Source organism: Bacillus sp. m3-13 (assembly GCF_000175075.1).
GTDB classification, from domain to species: domain Bacteria; phylum Bacillota; class Bacilli; order Bacillales; family Bacillaceae_I; genus Sutcliffiella_A; species Sutcliffiella_A horikoshii_C.
The window spans coordinates 81719-97029 of the sequence record NZ_ACPC01000014.1 but is presented as its reverse complement, the minus strand read 5'-3'; the positions used below and the strand labels follow the sequence as shown (position 1 = coordinate 97029).

At 38.9% G+C, this 15311-nt stretch carries 15 protein-coding genes; 7 read left to right on the top strand and 8 right to left on the bottom strand.

What is annotated here, in order from left to right:
• Positions 1 to 36: 36 nt before the first annotated feature.
• On the bottom strand, positions 37 to 621 hold the full coding sequence (locus M313_RS0106700; RefSeq protein WP_029326373.1) for a TetR/AcrR family transcriptional regulator: 585 nt from the start codon (positions 619 to 621) through the stop codon (positions 37 to 39).
• Positions 622 to 793: 172 nt separating this feature from the next.
• Here M313_RS0106700 and M313_RS0106695 point away from each other — a divergent pair, with 172 nt between their 5' ends.
• Complete coding sequence (locus tag M313_RS0106695; RefSeq protein ID WP_010193591.1) at positions 794 to 1708, top strand: ABC transporter ATP-binding protein; 915 nt, start codon at positions 794 to 796, stop codon at positions 1706 to 1708.
• Positions 1708 to 3312, top strand: a complete 1605-nt coding sequence (locus M313_RS0106690) for an ABC transporter permease (RefSeq protein ID WP_010193590.1) — start codon at positions 1708 to 1710, stop codon at positions 3310 to 3312. The genes M313_RS0106695 and M313_RS0106690 overlap by 1 nt, the downstream gene beginning before the upstream one ends.
• Positions 3313 to 3343: 31 nt before the next feature.
• Here M313_RS0106690 and M313_RS0106685 read toward each other — a convergent pair whose 3' ends face one another.
• A complete protein-coding gene (locus tag M313_RS0106685) occupies positions 3344 to 3952 on the bottom strand; it encodes a cupin domain-containing protein (RefSeq protein WP_010193586.1) in 609 nt (202 codons plus the stop codon).
• Positions 3953 to 4073: 121 nt separating this feature from the next.
• Between M313_RS0106685 and M313_RS22885 the strand changes: the two genes are divergently transcribed.
• The gene (locus M313_RS22885; RefSeq protein ID WP_010193584.1) at positions 4074 to 4523 is read left to right on the top strand and encodes a DUF2512 family protein; all 450 of its coding nucleotides are present in this window, start codon (positions 4074 to 4076) and stop codon (positions 4521 to 4523) included.
• 82 nt (positions 4524 to 4605) lie between these two features.
• Here the strand turns inward: M313_RS22885 and M313_RS0106675 are convergent, their stop codons facing one another.
• Complete coding sequence (locus M313_RS0106675; RefSeq protein WP_010193582.1) at positions 4606 to 4941, bottom strand: winged helix-turn-helix transcriptional regulator; 336 nt, start codon at positions 4939 to 4941, stop codon at positions 4606 to 4608.
• 200 nt (positions 4942 to 5141) lie between these two features.
• On the opposite strand from M313_RS0106675, the gene M313_RS0106670 reads away from it, so the two are divergent.
• The 3 genes from M313_RS0106670 to M313_RS0106660 all read left to right on the top strand — a co-directional run bounded on the left by M313_RS0106670 (position 5142) and on the right by M313_RS0106660 (position 8398).
• The gene (locus M313_RS0106670) at positions 5142 to 6356 is read left to right on the top strand and encodes an MFS transporter (protein WP_010193581.1); all 1215 of its coding nucleotides are present in this window, start codon (positions 5142 to 5144) and stop codon (positions 6354 to 6356) included.
• A 170-nt stretch (positions 6357 to 6526) separates the two neighbouring features.
• Complete coding sequence (locus M313_RS0106665; RefSeq protein WP_010193580.1) at positions 6527 to 7447, top strand: LAGLIDADG family homing endonuclease; 921 nt, start codon at positions 6527 to 6529, stop codon at positions 7445 to 7447.
• Positions 7448 to 7927: 480 nt separating this feature from the next.
• Positions 7928 to 8398 (top strand): nucleoside deaminase, encoded by a 471-nt coding sequence (locus tag M313_RS0106660; protein ID WP_029326372.1) that lies wholly within the window; start codon positions 7928 to 7930, stop codon positions 8396 to 8398.
• A gap of 32 nt (positions 8399 to 8430) precedes the next feature.
• Here the strand turns inward: M313_RS0106660 and M313_RS0106655 are convergent, their stop codons facing one another.
• From M313_RS0106655 to M313_RS0106635, 5 genes are all read right to left on the bottom strand, one after another.
• Positions 8431 to 8997 (bottom strand): cysteine hydrolase family protein, encoded by a 567-nt coding sequence (locus M313_RS0106655; RefSeq protein ID WP_010193578.1) that lies wholly within the window; start codon positions 8995 to 8997, stop codon positions 8431 to 8433.
• 92 nt (positions 8998 to 9089) lie between these two features.
• Positions 9090 to 9380 carry a hypothetical protein gene (locus M313_RS0106650; RefSeq protein WP_010193575.1) on the bottom strand — a complete coding sequence of 97 codons (291 nt, stop codon included), beginning with the start codon at positions 9378 to 9380 and terminating at the stop codon, positions 9090 to 9092.
• Between the two features lie 50 nt (positions 9381 to 9430).
• Positions 9431 to 11875, bottom strand: a complete 2445-nt coding sequence (parC, locus tag M313_RS0106645; protein WP_010193573.1) for a DNA topoisomerase IV subunit A — start codon at positions 11873 to 11875, stop codon at positions 9431 to 9433.
• Between the two features lie 3 nt (positions 11876 to 11878).
• Complete coding sequence (parE, locus tag M313_RS0106640) at positions 11879 to 13855, bottom strand: DNA topoisomerase IV subunit B (RefSeq protein WP_162014423.1); 1977 nt, start codon at positions 13853 to 13855, stop codon at positions 11879 to 11881.
• 232 nt (positions 13856 to 14087) lie between these two features.
• Complete coding sequence (locus M313_RS0106635) at positions 14088 to 14501, bottom strand: CoA-binding protein (protein WP_010193571.1); 414 nt, start codon at positions 14499 to 14501, stop codon at positions 14088 to 14090.
• Positions 14502 to 14695: 194 nt separating this feature from the next.
• Here M313_RS0106635 and plsY point away from each other — a divergent pair, with 194 nt between their 5' ends.
• Positions 14696 to 15301, top strand: coding sequence for a glycerol-3-phosphate 1-O-acyltransferase PlsY (plsY, locus tag M313_RS0106630; protein WP_010193570.1), 606 nt, complete (start codon positions 14696 to 14698; stop codon positions 15299 to 15301).
• Positions 15302 to 15311 lie beyond the last annotated feature (10 nt).

Below are 15311 nucleotides of genomic sequence, written 5' to 3'. Positions count from 1 at the left end.
CAAAAAAACAGGCACCTCACTAGAGGGAGCCTGTTTTTACTCTTTTTTACCGATGATGCCGTAAAAGAAAATGTTCGTAATTTCTTCTGTCAAAGGAAGCACTTTTTGATATACTTCTTCTCTTTGCATATAATCTTTCAGCATCTGTACATAGAAAAGAATTGCCTCCTGGGAAAGGTTTGGATCAACATAGCCTTGTTCCTTTCCTTCCTCAAACAACTTCGCAAAATAGGGAAGTGCTTTTTCTACATAAATTTTCTCGATAATATTACCTTCAGTAGCATATTCCTTCATCATGAAGTGATAAAATTCCTCATGAATCTGTTTAGAGATTTCTTTTTTATTGAAAATAATTTGTTTGATTTTCTCCGGGAACGGTATATTACTATGAATGAGCTTTTCAAAATCCTCAGAAGTTTTATTTATGTAATAACCAAACACACCGCTTGTTAATTTTTGTTTGCTTTCAAAGTAATTATAGATTGTTACTTGGGAAACATTGGCCTTTTGAGCTATTTCGGATATGGATACTTTCTGGACTCCATATTCCATAAAAAGTGCCATGGCTGCCTCTAGGATATCTTGTTTCTTTTGTTCTCTCCTTCGTTGAAAACCGTCCATCATATTTCACCTCTCCTTTATATTAATCAAAAATATGTAATAAAACAAATAAAATAGTTCATAAACTCTTGTCAAAGGATAATTTTATGTATATTATGAACTATGTAAGTTAAAATATTTCATATTTTGCTTTTCTGTATGATTTATCATGTAGATTAAGGGAGGGTCTTTCATGACCATATTAGAGACGAAAAATTTATGTAAAACATTTGGTAAATTCACTGCGTTGGACGGGGTGAATCTAAATGTTAACAGTGGCGAGGTTTATGGCTTTATAGGACCAAATGGAGCGGGGAAATCCACTACCATACGTATATTATTGGGAATTTTGAAGGCAACAGAAGGGGAAGCAAAGATATTTGGCCTAAATGCCTGGAAAGATGCTGTAGAGATTCATAAGCGCATTGCCTATGTACCTGGTGATGTGACTTTATGGCCAAATCTAACTGGGGGAGAGGTCATTGATCTTTTCATGAAACTTCGTGGAGGCAACAAAACGGGGAAGAGAGAAGAGCTGATTGAAAGATTTAAACTAGACCCGTCAAAAAAATGCAGAACGTATTCTAAAGGAAATCGTCAAAAAGTAGCGTTGGTTGCAGCATTTGCTTCAAATGCGGATCTATATATATTAGATGAACCTACGTCTGGGCTTGATCCGTTAATGGAGATGGTCTTTCAGGAATGTGTATTAGAGGCTAAAACTGCAGGAAAGAGTGTACTTCTCTCAAGTCATATCCTTTCAGAGGTGGAAAAGCTTTGTGACCGTGTCGGAATTATTCGACAAGGAAAAATCATTGAAACAGGGACGTTACAAGAGTTGAGACACTTAACAAGAACGAACCTCCTTGTCGAAACTACACAGCCTGTACTTGATATTGGTTCTTTAAAAGGAGTCCATGAGGTGGAACAGAGGGACGATGCATTATCTTTCCAAGTAGACGCTGAAGAACTCACAGCAGTCATGAAGCATGTAAGCGGGTTTGGTATTACAAAATTAGAGAGCTCTCCTCCTACCTTAGAGGATCTGTTTATGCGACATTATGAAGGCGGAGGCCCTTCCAAAACGGGAGTGGGAGGGGAAGCCTAATGTGGAAGCAACGTTTTAGTAATACTGGTAGCCTTATATTTTTCATTTTGAAGAGAGATAAAATTCGTATTCCAATTTGGCTAATATCCATTACACTAATGACTTTATTAACGGCCACTTCTTTTTCTGGTTTGTATGCGAATGACCAGGAAAGGCAAGCAATAGCTGAAACGATGAAGAATCCTGCCATGACGGCTATGGTAGGGAAGGGATATGGGTTGGAGAACTATACAGAAGGTCCGATGATGGCGCATCAAATGCTATTATTTACAGCCATTGTGGTGGCAATTATGAGTATCATGCTCGTCACTCGTCATACAAGAAATGATGAGGAGGAAGGACGTGTGGAGTTAATACGCTCCTTGCCTGTTGGTCGTTTAAGTACAGTTACTGCAACACTAGCCGTGATGATTATTACAAATGTATTGTTGACTTTATTGATTGCTTTTAGCTTATTCTTTTTGGGAATTGAAAGCATAGATTTTAGTGGTTCTCTTTTATATGGAGCAGCATTGGGTGCTACAGGAATATTTTTCACGGGTATTACGCTTCTTTTTGCACAGCTCTCTTCCAATTCACGCGGGACAATTGGTTTGTCTTTTACAGTGCTGGCATTATCGTACTTAATTCGTGCGGTAGGGGATGTAAGTAATGAAGCTTTGTCATGGATTTCCCCCCTTGGTTGGATATTGGGTTCGGAGGTTTATGTGAACAACTATTGGTGGCCGATTTTTCTTACACTCATTAGTTCCGTTTTCATTGCACTGACTGCACTGTACTTAAATGCGCTGCGTGATCTTGGGTCTGGATTCATTTCAACAAAGCCAGGTAAAAGACATGCATCTCGTTTTCTGAATAGTCCATTCGGATTAGCACTCAGGCTCCAACGGACAGGAATCATCGCTTGGGCGATCGGAATGTTTATTTTAGGTGTGTCGTATGGTTCCGTGCTGGGAGATCTCGAAACATTCTTTTCTAGCAATGAAATGATGGCTCAAATGCTACCACCTGTGGAAGGATTTACGTTAACAGAACAATTTATGACCATGCTCATGGCTATTATATCGATGCTTTGTACCATTCCTCCCATCATGTTTCTTTTAAAGCTAAAAGGAGAGGAGAAGAGGGGGCAACTGGAGCCAATTCTTTCAAAGAGCGTGTCAAGATCAAAGCTTCTCGGAAGTTATATGATGTTGTCTCTCATCTTCGGCTTTATTATGCTTACGTTGGCCATATTAGGTTTATGGGTGGCAGCAGATACAGTCATGGACGAACCTATATCATTGCAGTCATTTTTAAAAGCAGGTTTAGTCTATTTGCCTGCTTTGTGGATCATGACCGGAATTGGGGTTGCTGCAATTGGATTAAAGCCTAAACTGACAGGTCTCACATGGCTTGTACTGGGATACTCATTTTTTGTGGTTTATCTTGGGGGCATGCTCCAATTACCTGAATGGATGGCGAATTTATCCCCATATGGACACATTCCGCAAATACCAGTTGAAGAAATCAGTTATTTTTCCCTGACTTATCTATCGCTGATTGCCATTGTTTTGATGATATTTGGATTTATAGGATTCCGCAATCGTGATATTGCAGGATAACAAAAAAGTCCCTTTTTACCGGGGACTTTTTTTAATAATAGTAATAATATGAACTTTTATATGGATATTGTAAACGCGGGTAATAAGTTTGAATCTGTTGATACTTACGTTCACAAGACTGAGGGGGGCCAATAAAAATTGAAGGATGGACTGGCTTCACGGCCTCTTTCCATTTCTTCTCATCCAAGCAATAAGTATGGGCCATAACATTGGCAGGTGTAAATGCCAATAAGTCAGATCCTAATATAACATCCGGAGTGGGCGCATTGAAAATAGCAAGTAAATGGGTTTTGTTTTCTCTTGCAATTTCATAATGCCACCAACCTTGAGGGATATTGACCACCTGCCCCGGCGTTACAGTATATGTTAGAAGTTGTTTTGTAAAAGGATTGAACAAGGAAATATCAGCAGATCCTTTTATACAATACACAAGTTCGGTAGCATTTTGATGATAGTGAGGTTCAATGACGTTATTGGCATCCAAAAATATGTCCAATAATGATGTTCCTGACAAGGTGTTTAACTGTTTAACACCTAAAACGTTTATATAATTCTGATTATCCTTAGTATAAGCATTACTCTTATTGACATCATAAAAAAATTGTATAGAGGGGGACGTATAATCCATCTCTTTTGACATAGGTGTCATCCTTTCTTTGGTTATATAGCCCAAAGTATTCCCTGCCACAGTTTCTGTGCAAGTACTTCTGTATAAAACACCTTTTCAACGAGCACTATACAAATGAAAAGGAGTGAAAAACATGAAACATTTTATGCCACTATTGATAAAGTTCATCGTCAGTTTTCTAATCCTATCCTTTTTCTTGAATCAGTTTGCTGAGATCTCTTTCCTAGATATCCTTTTGACAACCGTTCTCCTAATTACTTTTTCGTATTTTGTAGTGGATGATATGGTGTTGCCGCGAACGAATTATACATTTGCTGCTGTATTTGACTTTGTATTTAACTTTGCCGTTATCGCTTTTATGGTATATATTCTGACCAATCTAAGTGGCGGATTCTTGTTACCATCTGCAATTGCAGCATTAAGCATCACTGTTTTCGAAGTGTTTTTCCATCTGTACCTTGTCAAAAGTGTTTTCCCGGATCATCCGAGAAAGAAATCGAAAGTGGAAGCTCAACGAATGGAACTACAAACAGAGTTCTCAGAAGAGTTAAGTGTTCATGAAAAGAAGAAAAGAGAGGACTAAACCCAATAATTGTGTTGGGTTTTTGTTTTGGTTTTTTACACATAGGGAGAACGAAAAACCCTCTTTCCATGTAGAAAGGGGGTTAATTTACTAGTTCGTTATTTGGTGAGGTCTTCTCTATATGATGTTCACCCCATGCGCAAAGCATATCTAATGCAGGCTTCAGCGACCAGCCGTATTCGGTTAATTCATACTCCACTTTAGGAGGAACCTGATTATAAATAATGCGATTAACAACACCATCAGACTCCAGTTCTCTAAGTTGTTGTGTGAGCATTTTTTGCGTAATAGTGGGCATTAGTCTTTTAAGTTCGCTTGTCCGTCTTTTACTTTTTATTAGGTGACATAAGATGACTACTTTCCACTTGCCACCGATCACTTCCAATGCAGCTTCCACTGGAATATTGTATTGCTTCATAAAAGATCCCTTCTTTATAAGGTATTTATTTCACTCATTATACCACCATGGCCATAAAGGTAAATAGGGTACTTCCAGGTGCCTACCTCACTTTAAAGTGCGTACTTACATTTTCAATCATCTGCCTCCATAATAAGAACTCGAAAGGTTACCGAATGGCGCCTAAAGGTAATCCGCATTATATGGAGGAGGCAATTATTATGAGTTCACAAACAGTTTCTATAAATCATTCTAAGTCGAACAGAAGAAATAGTACGTTCGCATTGTTAGCCTTAGCAATTAGCGCTTTTGGCATTGGTACGACAGAATTCGTTCCAGTTGGCTTGTTGTCAACAATATCAAATGATTTGAATATCTCGATCACAATGGCCGGATTATTAATCTCAGGTTATGCGATGGGTGTTGCCGTTGGAGCACCTGTATTAACGGCACTAACAAATAAAATGAATCGGAAGACGTTATTAATTTCACTAATGGTTGTATTTATTATTGGTAATACCGTAGCTGCATTATCCAACAGTTATGAATTACTATTGGTAGCGAGGTTTATCACTGCCTTTTCACACGGAATTTTCTTTTCAATAGGGGCAACAATTGCTGCCGATCTTGTTCCTGCTGACAAGAGAGCCAGTGCCATTGCATTAATGTTTACAGGCCTGACAGTGGCGACAGTAACAGGTGTACCACTCGGGACCTTTATTGGACAAATGTTTGGCTGGAGAGCGACTTTTTGGGGTGTTGCTTTATTGGGAGTGATTGGGGCCGTAGCAAGTTGGTTTCTCATACCACGTGATCTAAAAGAGGCACCACCATCATCATTACGTGAGCAACTGGATGTGTTGAAGAATACTAAACTGCTGATGGCTTTTGCGATTACCGCCTTAGGGTATGGTGGAACTTTCGTGGCCTTCACATACCTGACACCACTTTTAGTGGATATTACAGGGTTTAGCGCAAAAGGGGTGAGTGGTATATTACTTGTTTACGGAATAGCAGTTGCTGTAGGGAATGTAATTGGTGGGAAAGCATCAGATAGAAACCCTTTGAGGGCTCTTATGTGGATGTTTATCATGCAAGCAGTGATTTTGATTGTTTTGACATTTGCAGCACCATTTAAAGCTGTAGGGTTGATGGTGATCTTTTTGATGGGGATGTTTGCTTTCATGAACGTGCCTGGACTGCAGGTGTTGGTCGTGAATCTGGCGGAAAAATATGTACCTTCTGCAGTAAACGTTGCTTCTGCGCTCAATATTGCAGCATTTAATGTGGGGATTGCCATTGGTTCCTTATTAGGTGGGATTATCGTTGATTCCATAGGTCTGATCCATACTCCGTGGATTGGGGGAGTGATGGTGTTAGGGGCTGTTGCATTGACGGTTAAGTTGATGGATATGGAACGGAAAACTGCTCAGTGATGGGCGGTTTTTTTCTTTTTTTTATGAAGGGAAGTGCTATTATTTGCGCTCAAGAACAAGTGTTCGTATAATATAAAAATAGGTAATTAGATCTACAGGAGAGGAAGGGGAATATATGAAACAGATGCCAAGTAGAATAATCACCTTAGACCTCCCGGAAATTATTAAAAATGTATAATGATGGTATGAGTACCACTGAGATCGCAATCGAAGGGAATGTATCTAGTCGAAGAATTACACAAATTCTTAAGAAGAATAATGTGGAGTTACGGCCCAGGGGACATTGGAAAAGGAAGTATCATATAAATGAGGATTTTTTCAAGTGCTGGTCACCAAACATGGCGTATATATTAGGGTTTTTCTTGGCGGATGGAACTATTACTGAAATAACACAAACTGTAAGTATTTCACAAAAAGAAATCGGGATTCTTGAACAAATACGGGATGAAATGAAGTCTAATCATCCAATAGGTAAAAATAAATATGGGGTATACTTCCTTAACATAAACAGCAAAATCATTAAAGAAGACTTGATGAATATTCACGGCCTAACACCAAATAAATCTAAAACTGTTGAGTTTCCTTATGTACCAGAAGAATATATGCATCATTTTGTAAGAGGTTATTTTGATGGAGATGGAAGTATTAATTACAAAAAATACGTTGTAACATTTGTTGGTGGATCCGAACTATTTCTGAGTGAATTAATGAAGGTGCTTGTAAAACAACAATTAACTCCATCTTTGAAGGACAGAAATTCACATTATCGTCTATTCATTTCAGGAAGAAAATCAATACAGACTTTCTCTAAATGGATTTACAAGGACAAAACTTTGTACCTACAAAGGAAGTTTAATGAATTCAATAAAGAAAAATTAGCCTACCATGAGCTGAAAGATAGAGCTATAAAAGTTACTAAAGAAGCTGTGTTAGAACGCAGAAGGATTTTTTTAAACCTATTAAAAGTAAATGGTTGTGTAAAGCTCACTAGTGAAAAAATTGGAATTAGTCCGTATACCTACAAAACCTGGCTGAAAAAAGATAGGATATTTGAACAGGAGTTTAATAGTATACTTAATGAAAGAGAGTGAATGTACTCTCTTTTTAATTTAAATTTAGGGTTTACATAATTTCTATTATAGGAAGTTATATAAATTCAGCTATTTTGTATCATAAACAAAGTAAACTTATGATAGTGAGACGAAATCAATTAAAATCAATAGATGCCACAGTTTAATATTTTAAGTATTAATTTCGTATTTTTCCAATAAACTTTTTATAATTAATGATAGTTCATGAATCTCAATTCCAATTATGTGGTTCTGGCTGATAAAGATTAAATTATACTATATTTAACCCATTGCCTCTATGTAATAATTTTGTCTTAAACTTCAGCCATTTATTTTTGTTATTAAAGTTTACATAATATTATTACCGCAATCATTCATTTGAACTCGTCCCTCTTTTGTTGCCCGTTTATATTTATAAGTATTTATTCCTGAAGCGTATTAACTTTAAGATATTGCAATAAGATGTTAGAAACCCGTTACTGTGGAGGTGTTTCTTTGGAAATGCATTTGCATGAATTCTTTCTTCACCGTGCCATTGACTTGGCTCTTCAAAATGTTCAAGAAAATGGCGGTCCATTTGGCGCAGTTATTACAAAGAATAATCAAATTATTGCCGAAGGTGTCAACAGAGTAACCAGTAATCACGACCCAACAGCACATGCTGAAGTGATGGCCATACGGAAGGCTTGTCATAGTTTACAAACCTTTGAGCTTAGAGATTGTATACTTTATAGCAGCTGTGAACCTTGTCCGATGTGTCTTGGTGCTATTTATTGGGCCCGGATTCCCACCGTATATTTTGCTGCAGATCGAAAAGACGCTGCCTCCATTCATTTTGATGATGAATTTATCTATCGTGAAGTTCAACTGGATCCTGCAAATCGAACCCTCCCTTTTATTCAACTCCCATTGGTCAACTCTTTGCAACCTTTCATGAAATGGAGTAAAAAAGTTGATCGTACTCATTATTAAAAAACAACGCCACGGTGCTGGCGTTGTTTTTATTAATTCTTTATTGTTTGCTGTTGAATCAATTTCAACACTTCTTTTGATGTAATAACCTCTGCAAATTCTTTATGTAATGCAGATAAAGCGTGGCGATGGACATCTTCTGCTGATAGCTTTAAACCGTCAAAGGATACAGCCTCATATGCTGCAGTTGCATCACTACAAACGTACGTTCTGTACCCTAGATTTCCAGCCATTCTTACTGTAGTCGATACGCAATGATTGGAGGTTAATCCAATAACAAACAGGGTTTGATAGCCATTTTCCTTTAGATAACTGTCCAATTGTGTTCCGATAAAACAACTGTTCACATTTTTCCGGATAAAATATTCGTCTTCCATCGGTTCAAACCCCGGCTTTAAAGAAAATCCAGGGTTGCTTGGATGAAGTTTTGAATTTGCGTCTTGAGAAACGTGTTGAACGTGAATAATAGGGAATTCTTTTTGTCTCCAACTTTTCATAAGTTCTAGCATTCTATCTTCTGCATCTGGGTTGTTGCGTTGACCCCATGTTGGATCGTCAAATCCTTTTTGAACATCTACAACTAGTAATACCGGCTTCATTGTACATCCCCCCTCCCTTTTCTCCACTATATTATTAGCCCTTTATATTAGATATGCTAGTATAAAGGATTGGATTAATGTTTCTTGAAGCATTATTTACTCCCCATTATATCAGGTTTTGCATTCTCTTCTGTTTCAGAAACAATTTTTAACTGGAGAGTCTGGTCATTTTTGAACTGTTCTACCTTTTTATCCTGACCTTCTACCTTAAAAGTGAGAGCTTCTACATTTCCCGGATTTACTTCTACATATCCCAAGCGAACTTCTACTTCTTTTACTAAACGTTCTACAATTTGTACATTTAAAACACTTTTAAGTTTACATAATATTAATCTGGTTAACCTATTTTCGTTTTGCCAAGCCCATCCTCCCCAAAAGAACACAAAAACCGCCCTTCCACGCAAAAACCTCACGCAGAAAAGCGGTGCAAATTCTATTTTTCCTTACCTTCTACTTCCACTTCCGTCTCCACCCACATTTCCACTACATCTCCTGCTTCCTGTTGGTCCAGGACGAAGGATCCGTTCGAATAGCGGTCATTGTTACGGTAAGATGCGGCTGCTAGTTTCTCCACCGTACCTTTTACTGTTTGAACATAAATGAAACTGGAAGGCTCCACAAGTTCGACTGCTGCAATCTGATGTGGATTATTTTTCACTTCGCGAAGCATAACAAGCCCGCGTTTAGCACGAGTGGCCTTATCAAACTCAGTAATTTTTAATTTTTTCACGGCACCGCGATGGGTGGCGATAAACAACATGGCCTTTGATTCTTTCTTGAATACTAAGCCGCTCACAACATAATCACTATCTTTCAAGTTTATGCCCTTCACACCAGCTGCACGGGCACCGACGACATTAATTTCCTCTTCGGTAAACCAAAGTCCATATCCGCTTCTCGTCGCCAAGAAGATATCCTGAGCGCCGTCTGTGAGATGTACATCGACTACCTGGTCATCACCTTTAAGGTTAACAGCCATTAATGGCTTGGAGTAGCGTTGTGCTTTGTAGGCACTCAGCTCCGTTTTCTTGACCATCCCATTGCGTGTTACGAACAACAAGAAGTTAGGGTCCTCGAAATTACTCACAGGTATTGCTTTTATAATCGACTCATCTCGGTCAATTGGAACTATGTTTGCAACGTGCTGGCCCATGTCCTTCCAGCGGATATCAGGGAGTTCATGGACTGGTAAGTACAGATAATTCCCTTTGTTCGTGAACAATAGCAACGTTTGAGTTGTATTGATGTCCAACTTAGAGATGATTCTATCGGTTTCTTTCATACCGAAATCCTGACCATTTGAAGCAGAAAAAGAACGTAAGCTTGTACGCTTGACGTAGCCGTCTTTTGTTACGGTGACGATGACGTCTTCTGAAGGAATCATTACTTCCAAATTGATCTTTATCTCTTCGATTTGATCTTGAATTTTAGAACGGCGACCATTTGTATAGAGTTTCTTTACACGTTTTAAATCTGACTTTATGACAGAAAACAGCTTTTTCTCGCTTCCTAAAATTGCTTCTAATTCAGCAACTTTCTTCGCAAGTTCATCCGCTTCTGCCTGCAATGCCGTGATATCTGTGTTAGTTAATCGGTATAATTGCAAGGAAACGATGGCTTCCGCTTGCGGTTCTGTAAAAGTGAACTTGGCGATCAAGTTATCTTTCGCGTGGCGTTTGTCTTTGGAAGCACGGATTGTAGCAATTACTTCGTCTAGGATAGAGAGTGCTTTCATTAAGCCTTCAACTACATGCTGGCGTTCTTTTGCTCTGTTCAACTCAAAACGTGAACGATTTGAAATTACTTCTTTTTGGTGATCTATGTACGCATCTAAAAAGTGAGGCAAGCCCATTAATGTTGGGCGCTTTTTATAGATGGCAACCATGTTGAAGTTGAAGGTGATTTGCAGATCGGTATTTTTATAAAGGTAATTTAAAATTCCGTTTGCATCTGCCTCTTTTTTCAGTTCGATTACAACTCGCAGACCTGTACGATCAGTTTCGTCACGTACCTCTGAGATGCCATCCACCTTTTTGTCATACCGTAATTCATCGATTTTTTTAACTAAATTAGCTTTGTTTACTTCATAGGGAACCTCTGTGATAACAATCTGCTGCTTTCCGCCACGGATGTCTTCCACTTCAGCCAATCCACGAACGATGATCTTGCCTTTTCCAGTTTCGTAGGCTTTCTTGATTCCTTCTACTCCTTGAATGATACCTCCAGTAGGGAAATCGGGTCCTTTGACCACTGTCATTAGCTCATCTACTGTCACTGAAGGGTTATCGATGCGCATGATGGTTGCATCAATAACTTCTCCCAGGTGATGCGGAGGAATGTCCGTTGCATATCCTGCAGATATTCCTGTAGAACCATTCACTAATAGATTTGGATACATAGCAGGAAGAACAACCGGTTCCTGGGAAGTATCATCAAAGTTAGGAATAAATTCTACGGTTTTTTTATCAAGATCACGTAAAAGCTCGGAAGCAATTGGTGATAATCTTGCTTCCGTGTAACGCATGGCCGCTGGAGGGTCACCATCAATGCTACCGTTGTTACCATGCATCTCGATAAGCATATTACGTACCTTCCAGTCCTGACTCATACGGACCATTGCATCGTACACAGACGAATCACCATGTGGATGATAGTTACCGATTACGTTACCTACTGTTTTAGCAGATTTACGGAACGGTTTATCATGCACATTTCCTTCTGCATACATGGCATATAAAATTCGTCGTTGTACTGGTTTAAGTCCATCACGTGCATCTGGTAATGCACGTTCCTGGATAATGTATTTACTATAACGTCCAAATCGGTCGCCTAAAACTTCCTCTAGGGGTAGGTCGTGAAATTTCTCTGTCTGTGTCATCTGTTATACCTCCTCAGTTGCGACCAACAAGTTATCATTTTCTAAGATATTTGGATCTTCTTCCAATCCAAAAGCAACATGGCTTTCAATCCATTTACGTCTTGGTTCCACTTTGTCGCCCATAAGTGTGGTCACACGACGTTCTGCACGGGCTGCATCATCGATTCGAACGCGAATAAGGGTACGGGTATCTGGATTCATCGTTGTTTCCCATAATTGATCTGCGTTCATTTCCCCTAGACCTTTATAACGTTGGATGGTATAGCCGCGGCCTATTTTTTGAATAGCTCCTTGCAATTCTTCATCAGACCAAGCGTATTCTAATACTTCTTTCTTCCCGGTCCCTTTGCTTACTTTGTAAAGAGGTGGAAGTGCGATAAACACTTTTCCAAATTCAATAAGCGGCTTCATGTAGCGATAAAAGAAGGTCAATAGCAATACTTGAATATGTGCACCATCTGTATCGGCATCGGTCATGATAACCACTTTATCGTAGTTGATGTCTTCCACTGAAAAGTCCGGTCCGACTCCACCGCCTATTGCATGGATGATCGTATTGATCTCTTCGTTTTTAAAGATATCTGCCAGTTTTGCTTTTTCCGTGTTAATGACTTTCCCTCGAAGTGGCAAGACTGCTTGAAAACGACGATCACGGCCTTGTTTAGCGGAACCGCCTGCAGAGTCACCCTCCACCAGGTAAATTTCATTTTTCTGAGGGTTACGGGATTGTGCTGGAGTCAACTTTCCACTAAGCATCGCATCAGAACGTTTTCTCTTTTTCCCGCTCCGTGCATCTTCTCTTGCTTTTCTAGCCGCTTCTCTTGCTTGAAAAGCCTTAATGGACTTTTTCACGAGCATGGAACTAGTTTCCGGATTTTCCTCGAGGAAGTAGGCAAGATGTTCTGATACCACGCTATCTACCGCAGAACGCGCTTCACTTGTTCCAAGTTTTCCTTTTGTCTGTCCTTCAAACTGCAAGAGTTCCTCAGGAATACGAACGGAAATAATCGCAGATAATCCTTCACGTATATCAGAACCATCCAAATTTTTATCTTTTTCCTTTAGAAGATTCACTTTTCTTGCGTATTCGTTAAAAATACGGGTCATTGCCGTTTTTGCACCAGCTTCGTGTGTACCTCCATCTTTCGTTCTAACATTGTTAACAAAAGATAAAATGGTTTCAGAATACCCGTCATTAAATTGAAAAGCAAAATCTATTTCTATTCCGTTTTGAGCACCTTCAAAAGAAACGACATTGTGAAGCGAATCCTTCTCCTCATTGAGGTAAGTGACGAATGCTTCAATGCCGCTTTCATAATGAAATACCTCTTTAACAGAATTTCTTTCATCATTCAGCTCTATTTTTAAACCTTTTAATAAAAAGGCAGATTCACGTAGACGTTCGCATAGTGTTTCAAAATTATAAGTTGTGGTACTAAAGATCGTTGTATCCGGTTTGAAATGTATCGTCGTACCGGTTTGATTAGTCGTACCAATCTTTTCAAGCGTAGTTACTGGCTTGCCACCATTCTCGAAACGCTGCTCGTACACAATACCGTCCCGCTTGATCGTTACCGTCAACCATTCAGATAAAGCATTCACGACGGAGGCACCTACACCATGTAGTCCTCCACTCGTTTTGTATCCGCCTTGACCAAACTTTCCACCTGCATGTAATACCGTCAAAATTACTTCGGGGGTAGGTTTTCCCATTTTATGCATTCCGGTAGGCATACCGCGGCCTTTATCCTTCACGCTTATGCTGTTATCTTTGTGTATCGTCACAATGATATGATCCCCGTATCCGCCTAATGCTTCATCGACGGAATTATCAAGGATTTCGTATACAAGGTGATGAAGACCTCTGCTGTCCGTACTTCCAATATACATACCCGGACGTTTACGTACAGCCTCGAGACCTTCTAATACCTGTATCGCATCATCGTTATATTCAAACGTATTTTTTGCCACCAAAAACATACCCCTTTCACTACTACTACCAATAAATCATGTTATGTATGAATTTCCTTTTATCTACACGGATTCGTTGTTTGTTCACAACAAATATTCGTTTATATATTATCATACATTTGAAACTTGTCTATGTTCTATTGTATAGGGTTCTTACACTTTAGCCAATATAATCTGGCGTAAATTGTCATAAAATGAATAAAAATCCTTGTTTTCATATAAAAACAAGGACGAGTCTGACCTATTTTGTTAAAGCGTGTTCCACTTTAATGCATCGATCCATAATGACAGTATAGCCCTTTTCTTTCAACAATTCATAAGTTTTTTCATCTGCAAGTCCGAGTTGAGCCCAATAAACGTCTGCATCTATTTGTAAGAACTCTTCTGCAACTCCATATAAATGCTCAGAACGACGGAATACATTTACGATATCGATATGACCTTCTACTTCTTTTAATGTTGGAACAGCCTTCACACCAAGAACTTCATCTACAGTAGGATTAACTGGAATAATCTCATATCCTGCATCTTGCATTGCTTTTGAAACCATATAAGATGTACGCGCAGGGTTATCAGATAATCCGACTACAGCAATCCGCTTGCTCTTTTTCAATATCTTTCCGATCTCTTCTCTGCTAGGAATTTCAATATTCATATTTTTATCCCCTTCCTTTTTAAAAAGTTAATTCTTACTGTTATACCCGTTTAGTCTAGTTTTAACAACTTATAACAACCTGATATTAGTACTTACTCATAAAAAATTCGCGATAACTTGCAATAAACCCTTTGCTTCCTGTTAAAATTAACATATATTAAAGATAGGGATTATTACATAAAGGGGTTTAATGAATGATTGAACTACTAATTATTATACTTGCATATCTCATCGGTTCCATTCCTTTCGCACTTGTAGTGGGAAAAGTAGGCTATGGAATCGACATCCGTGAACACGGTAGCGGGAACTTAGGCGGTACCAACACATTCCGTACATTGGGTGTCAAGGCCGGAATGATTGTAACAATTTGCGATATCTTAAAAGGGACAGTGGCCGCCTCCCTGCCATTCTTACTTGGTGCGGACATTCATCCGCTTCTTGCTGGCGCTTGTGCCGTTGTCGGACATGTTTATCCAATATTTGCAAAGTTCCGAGGCGGAAAAGCAGTAGCAACCTCAGGTGGAGTTCTATTGTTCGCCAGTCCGCTTCTGTTCGGCTTAATGCTATTCTGCTTTTTTCTTTTCTTGTTTTTGACGAAATATGTATCTCTATCTTCTATGCTGACAGGAGTAGTAACTACCGTTTATAGTATTGCTTTTGGAGATCTTCCGCTTATTATTGCTGTGTCATTGCTAACAGCATTTGTCATTTTTAAACATCGGGCAAATATCGGTAGAATTATCAAGAGAACAGAGCCTAAGATTACATGGTTAAATTTAAAAAAGAAGAAGGTATCCTAGAGCATTCGAG

Coding starts and splice junctions, on each gene's coding strand:
- M313_RS0106685 (WP_010193586.1), bottom strand. CDS start 3,952: ATGTCAAAAGAGATGGATTATACGTCCCCCTCTATACAATTTTTTTAT.
- parE (WP_162014423.1), bottom strand. CDS start 13,855: ATGTTTTTGGTGGCAAAAAATACGTTTGAATATAACGATGATGCGATA.
- M313_RS0106690 (WP_010193590.1), top strand. CDS start 1,708: ATGTGGAAGCAACGTTTTAGTAATACTGGTAGCCTTATATTTTTCATT.
- M313_RS0106695 (WP_010193591.1), top strand. CDS start 794: ATGACCATATTAGAGACGAAAAATTTATGTAAAACATTTGGTAAATTC.
- M313_RS0106700 (WP_029326373.1), bottom strand. CDS start 621: ATGGACGGTTTTCAACGAAGGAGAGAACAAAAGAAACAAGATATCCTA.
- M313_RS0106635 (WP_010193571.1), bottom strand. CDS start 14,501: ATGAATATTGAAATTCCTAGCAGAGAAGAGATCGGAAAGATATTGAAA.
- M313_RS0106665 (WP_010193580.1), top strand. CDS start 6,527: ATGTATAATGATGGTATGAGTACCACTGAGATCGCAATCGAAGGGAAT.
- M313_RS0106655 (WP_010193578.1), bottom strand. CDS start 8,997: ATGAAGCCGGTATTACTAGTTGTAGATGTTCAAAAAGGATTTGACGAT.
- M313_RS0106675 (WP_010193582.1), bottom strand. CDS start 4,941: ATGAAGCAATACAATATTCCAGTGGAAGCTGCATTGGAAGTGATCGGT.
- M313_RS22885 (WP_010193584.1), top strand. CDS start 4,074: ATGAAACATTTTATGCCACTATTGATAAAGTTCATCGTCAGTTTTCTA.
- M313_RS0106670 (WP_010193581.1), top strand. CDS start 5,142: ATGAGTTCACAAACAGTTTCTATAAATCATTCTAAGTCGAACAGAAGA.
- plsY (WP_010193570.1), top strand. CDS start 14,696: ATGATTGAACTACTAATTATTATACTTGCATATCTCATCGGTTCCATT.
- parC (WP_010193573.1), bottom strand. CDS start 11,875: ATGACACAGACAGAGAAATTTCACGACCTACCCCTAGAGGAAGTTTTA.
- M313_RS0106660 (WP_029326372.1), top strand. CDS start 7,928: ATGCATTTGCATGAATTCTTTCTTCACCGTGCCATTGACTTGGCTCTT.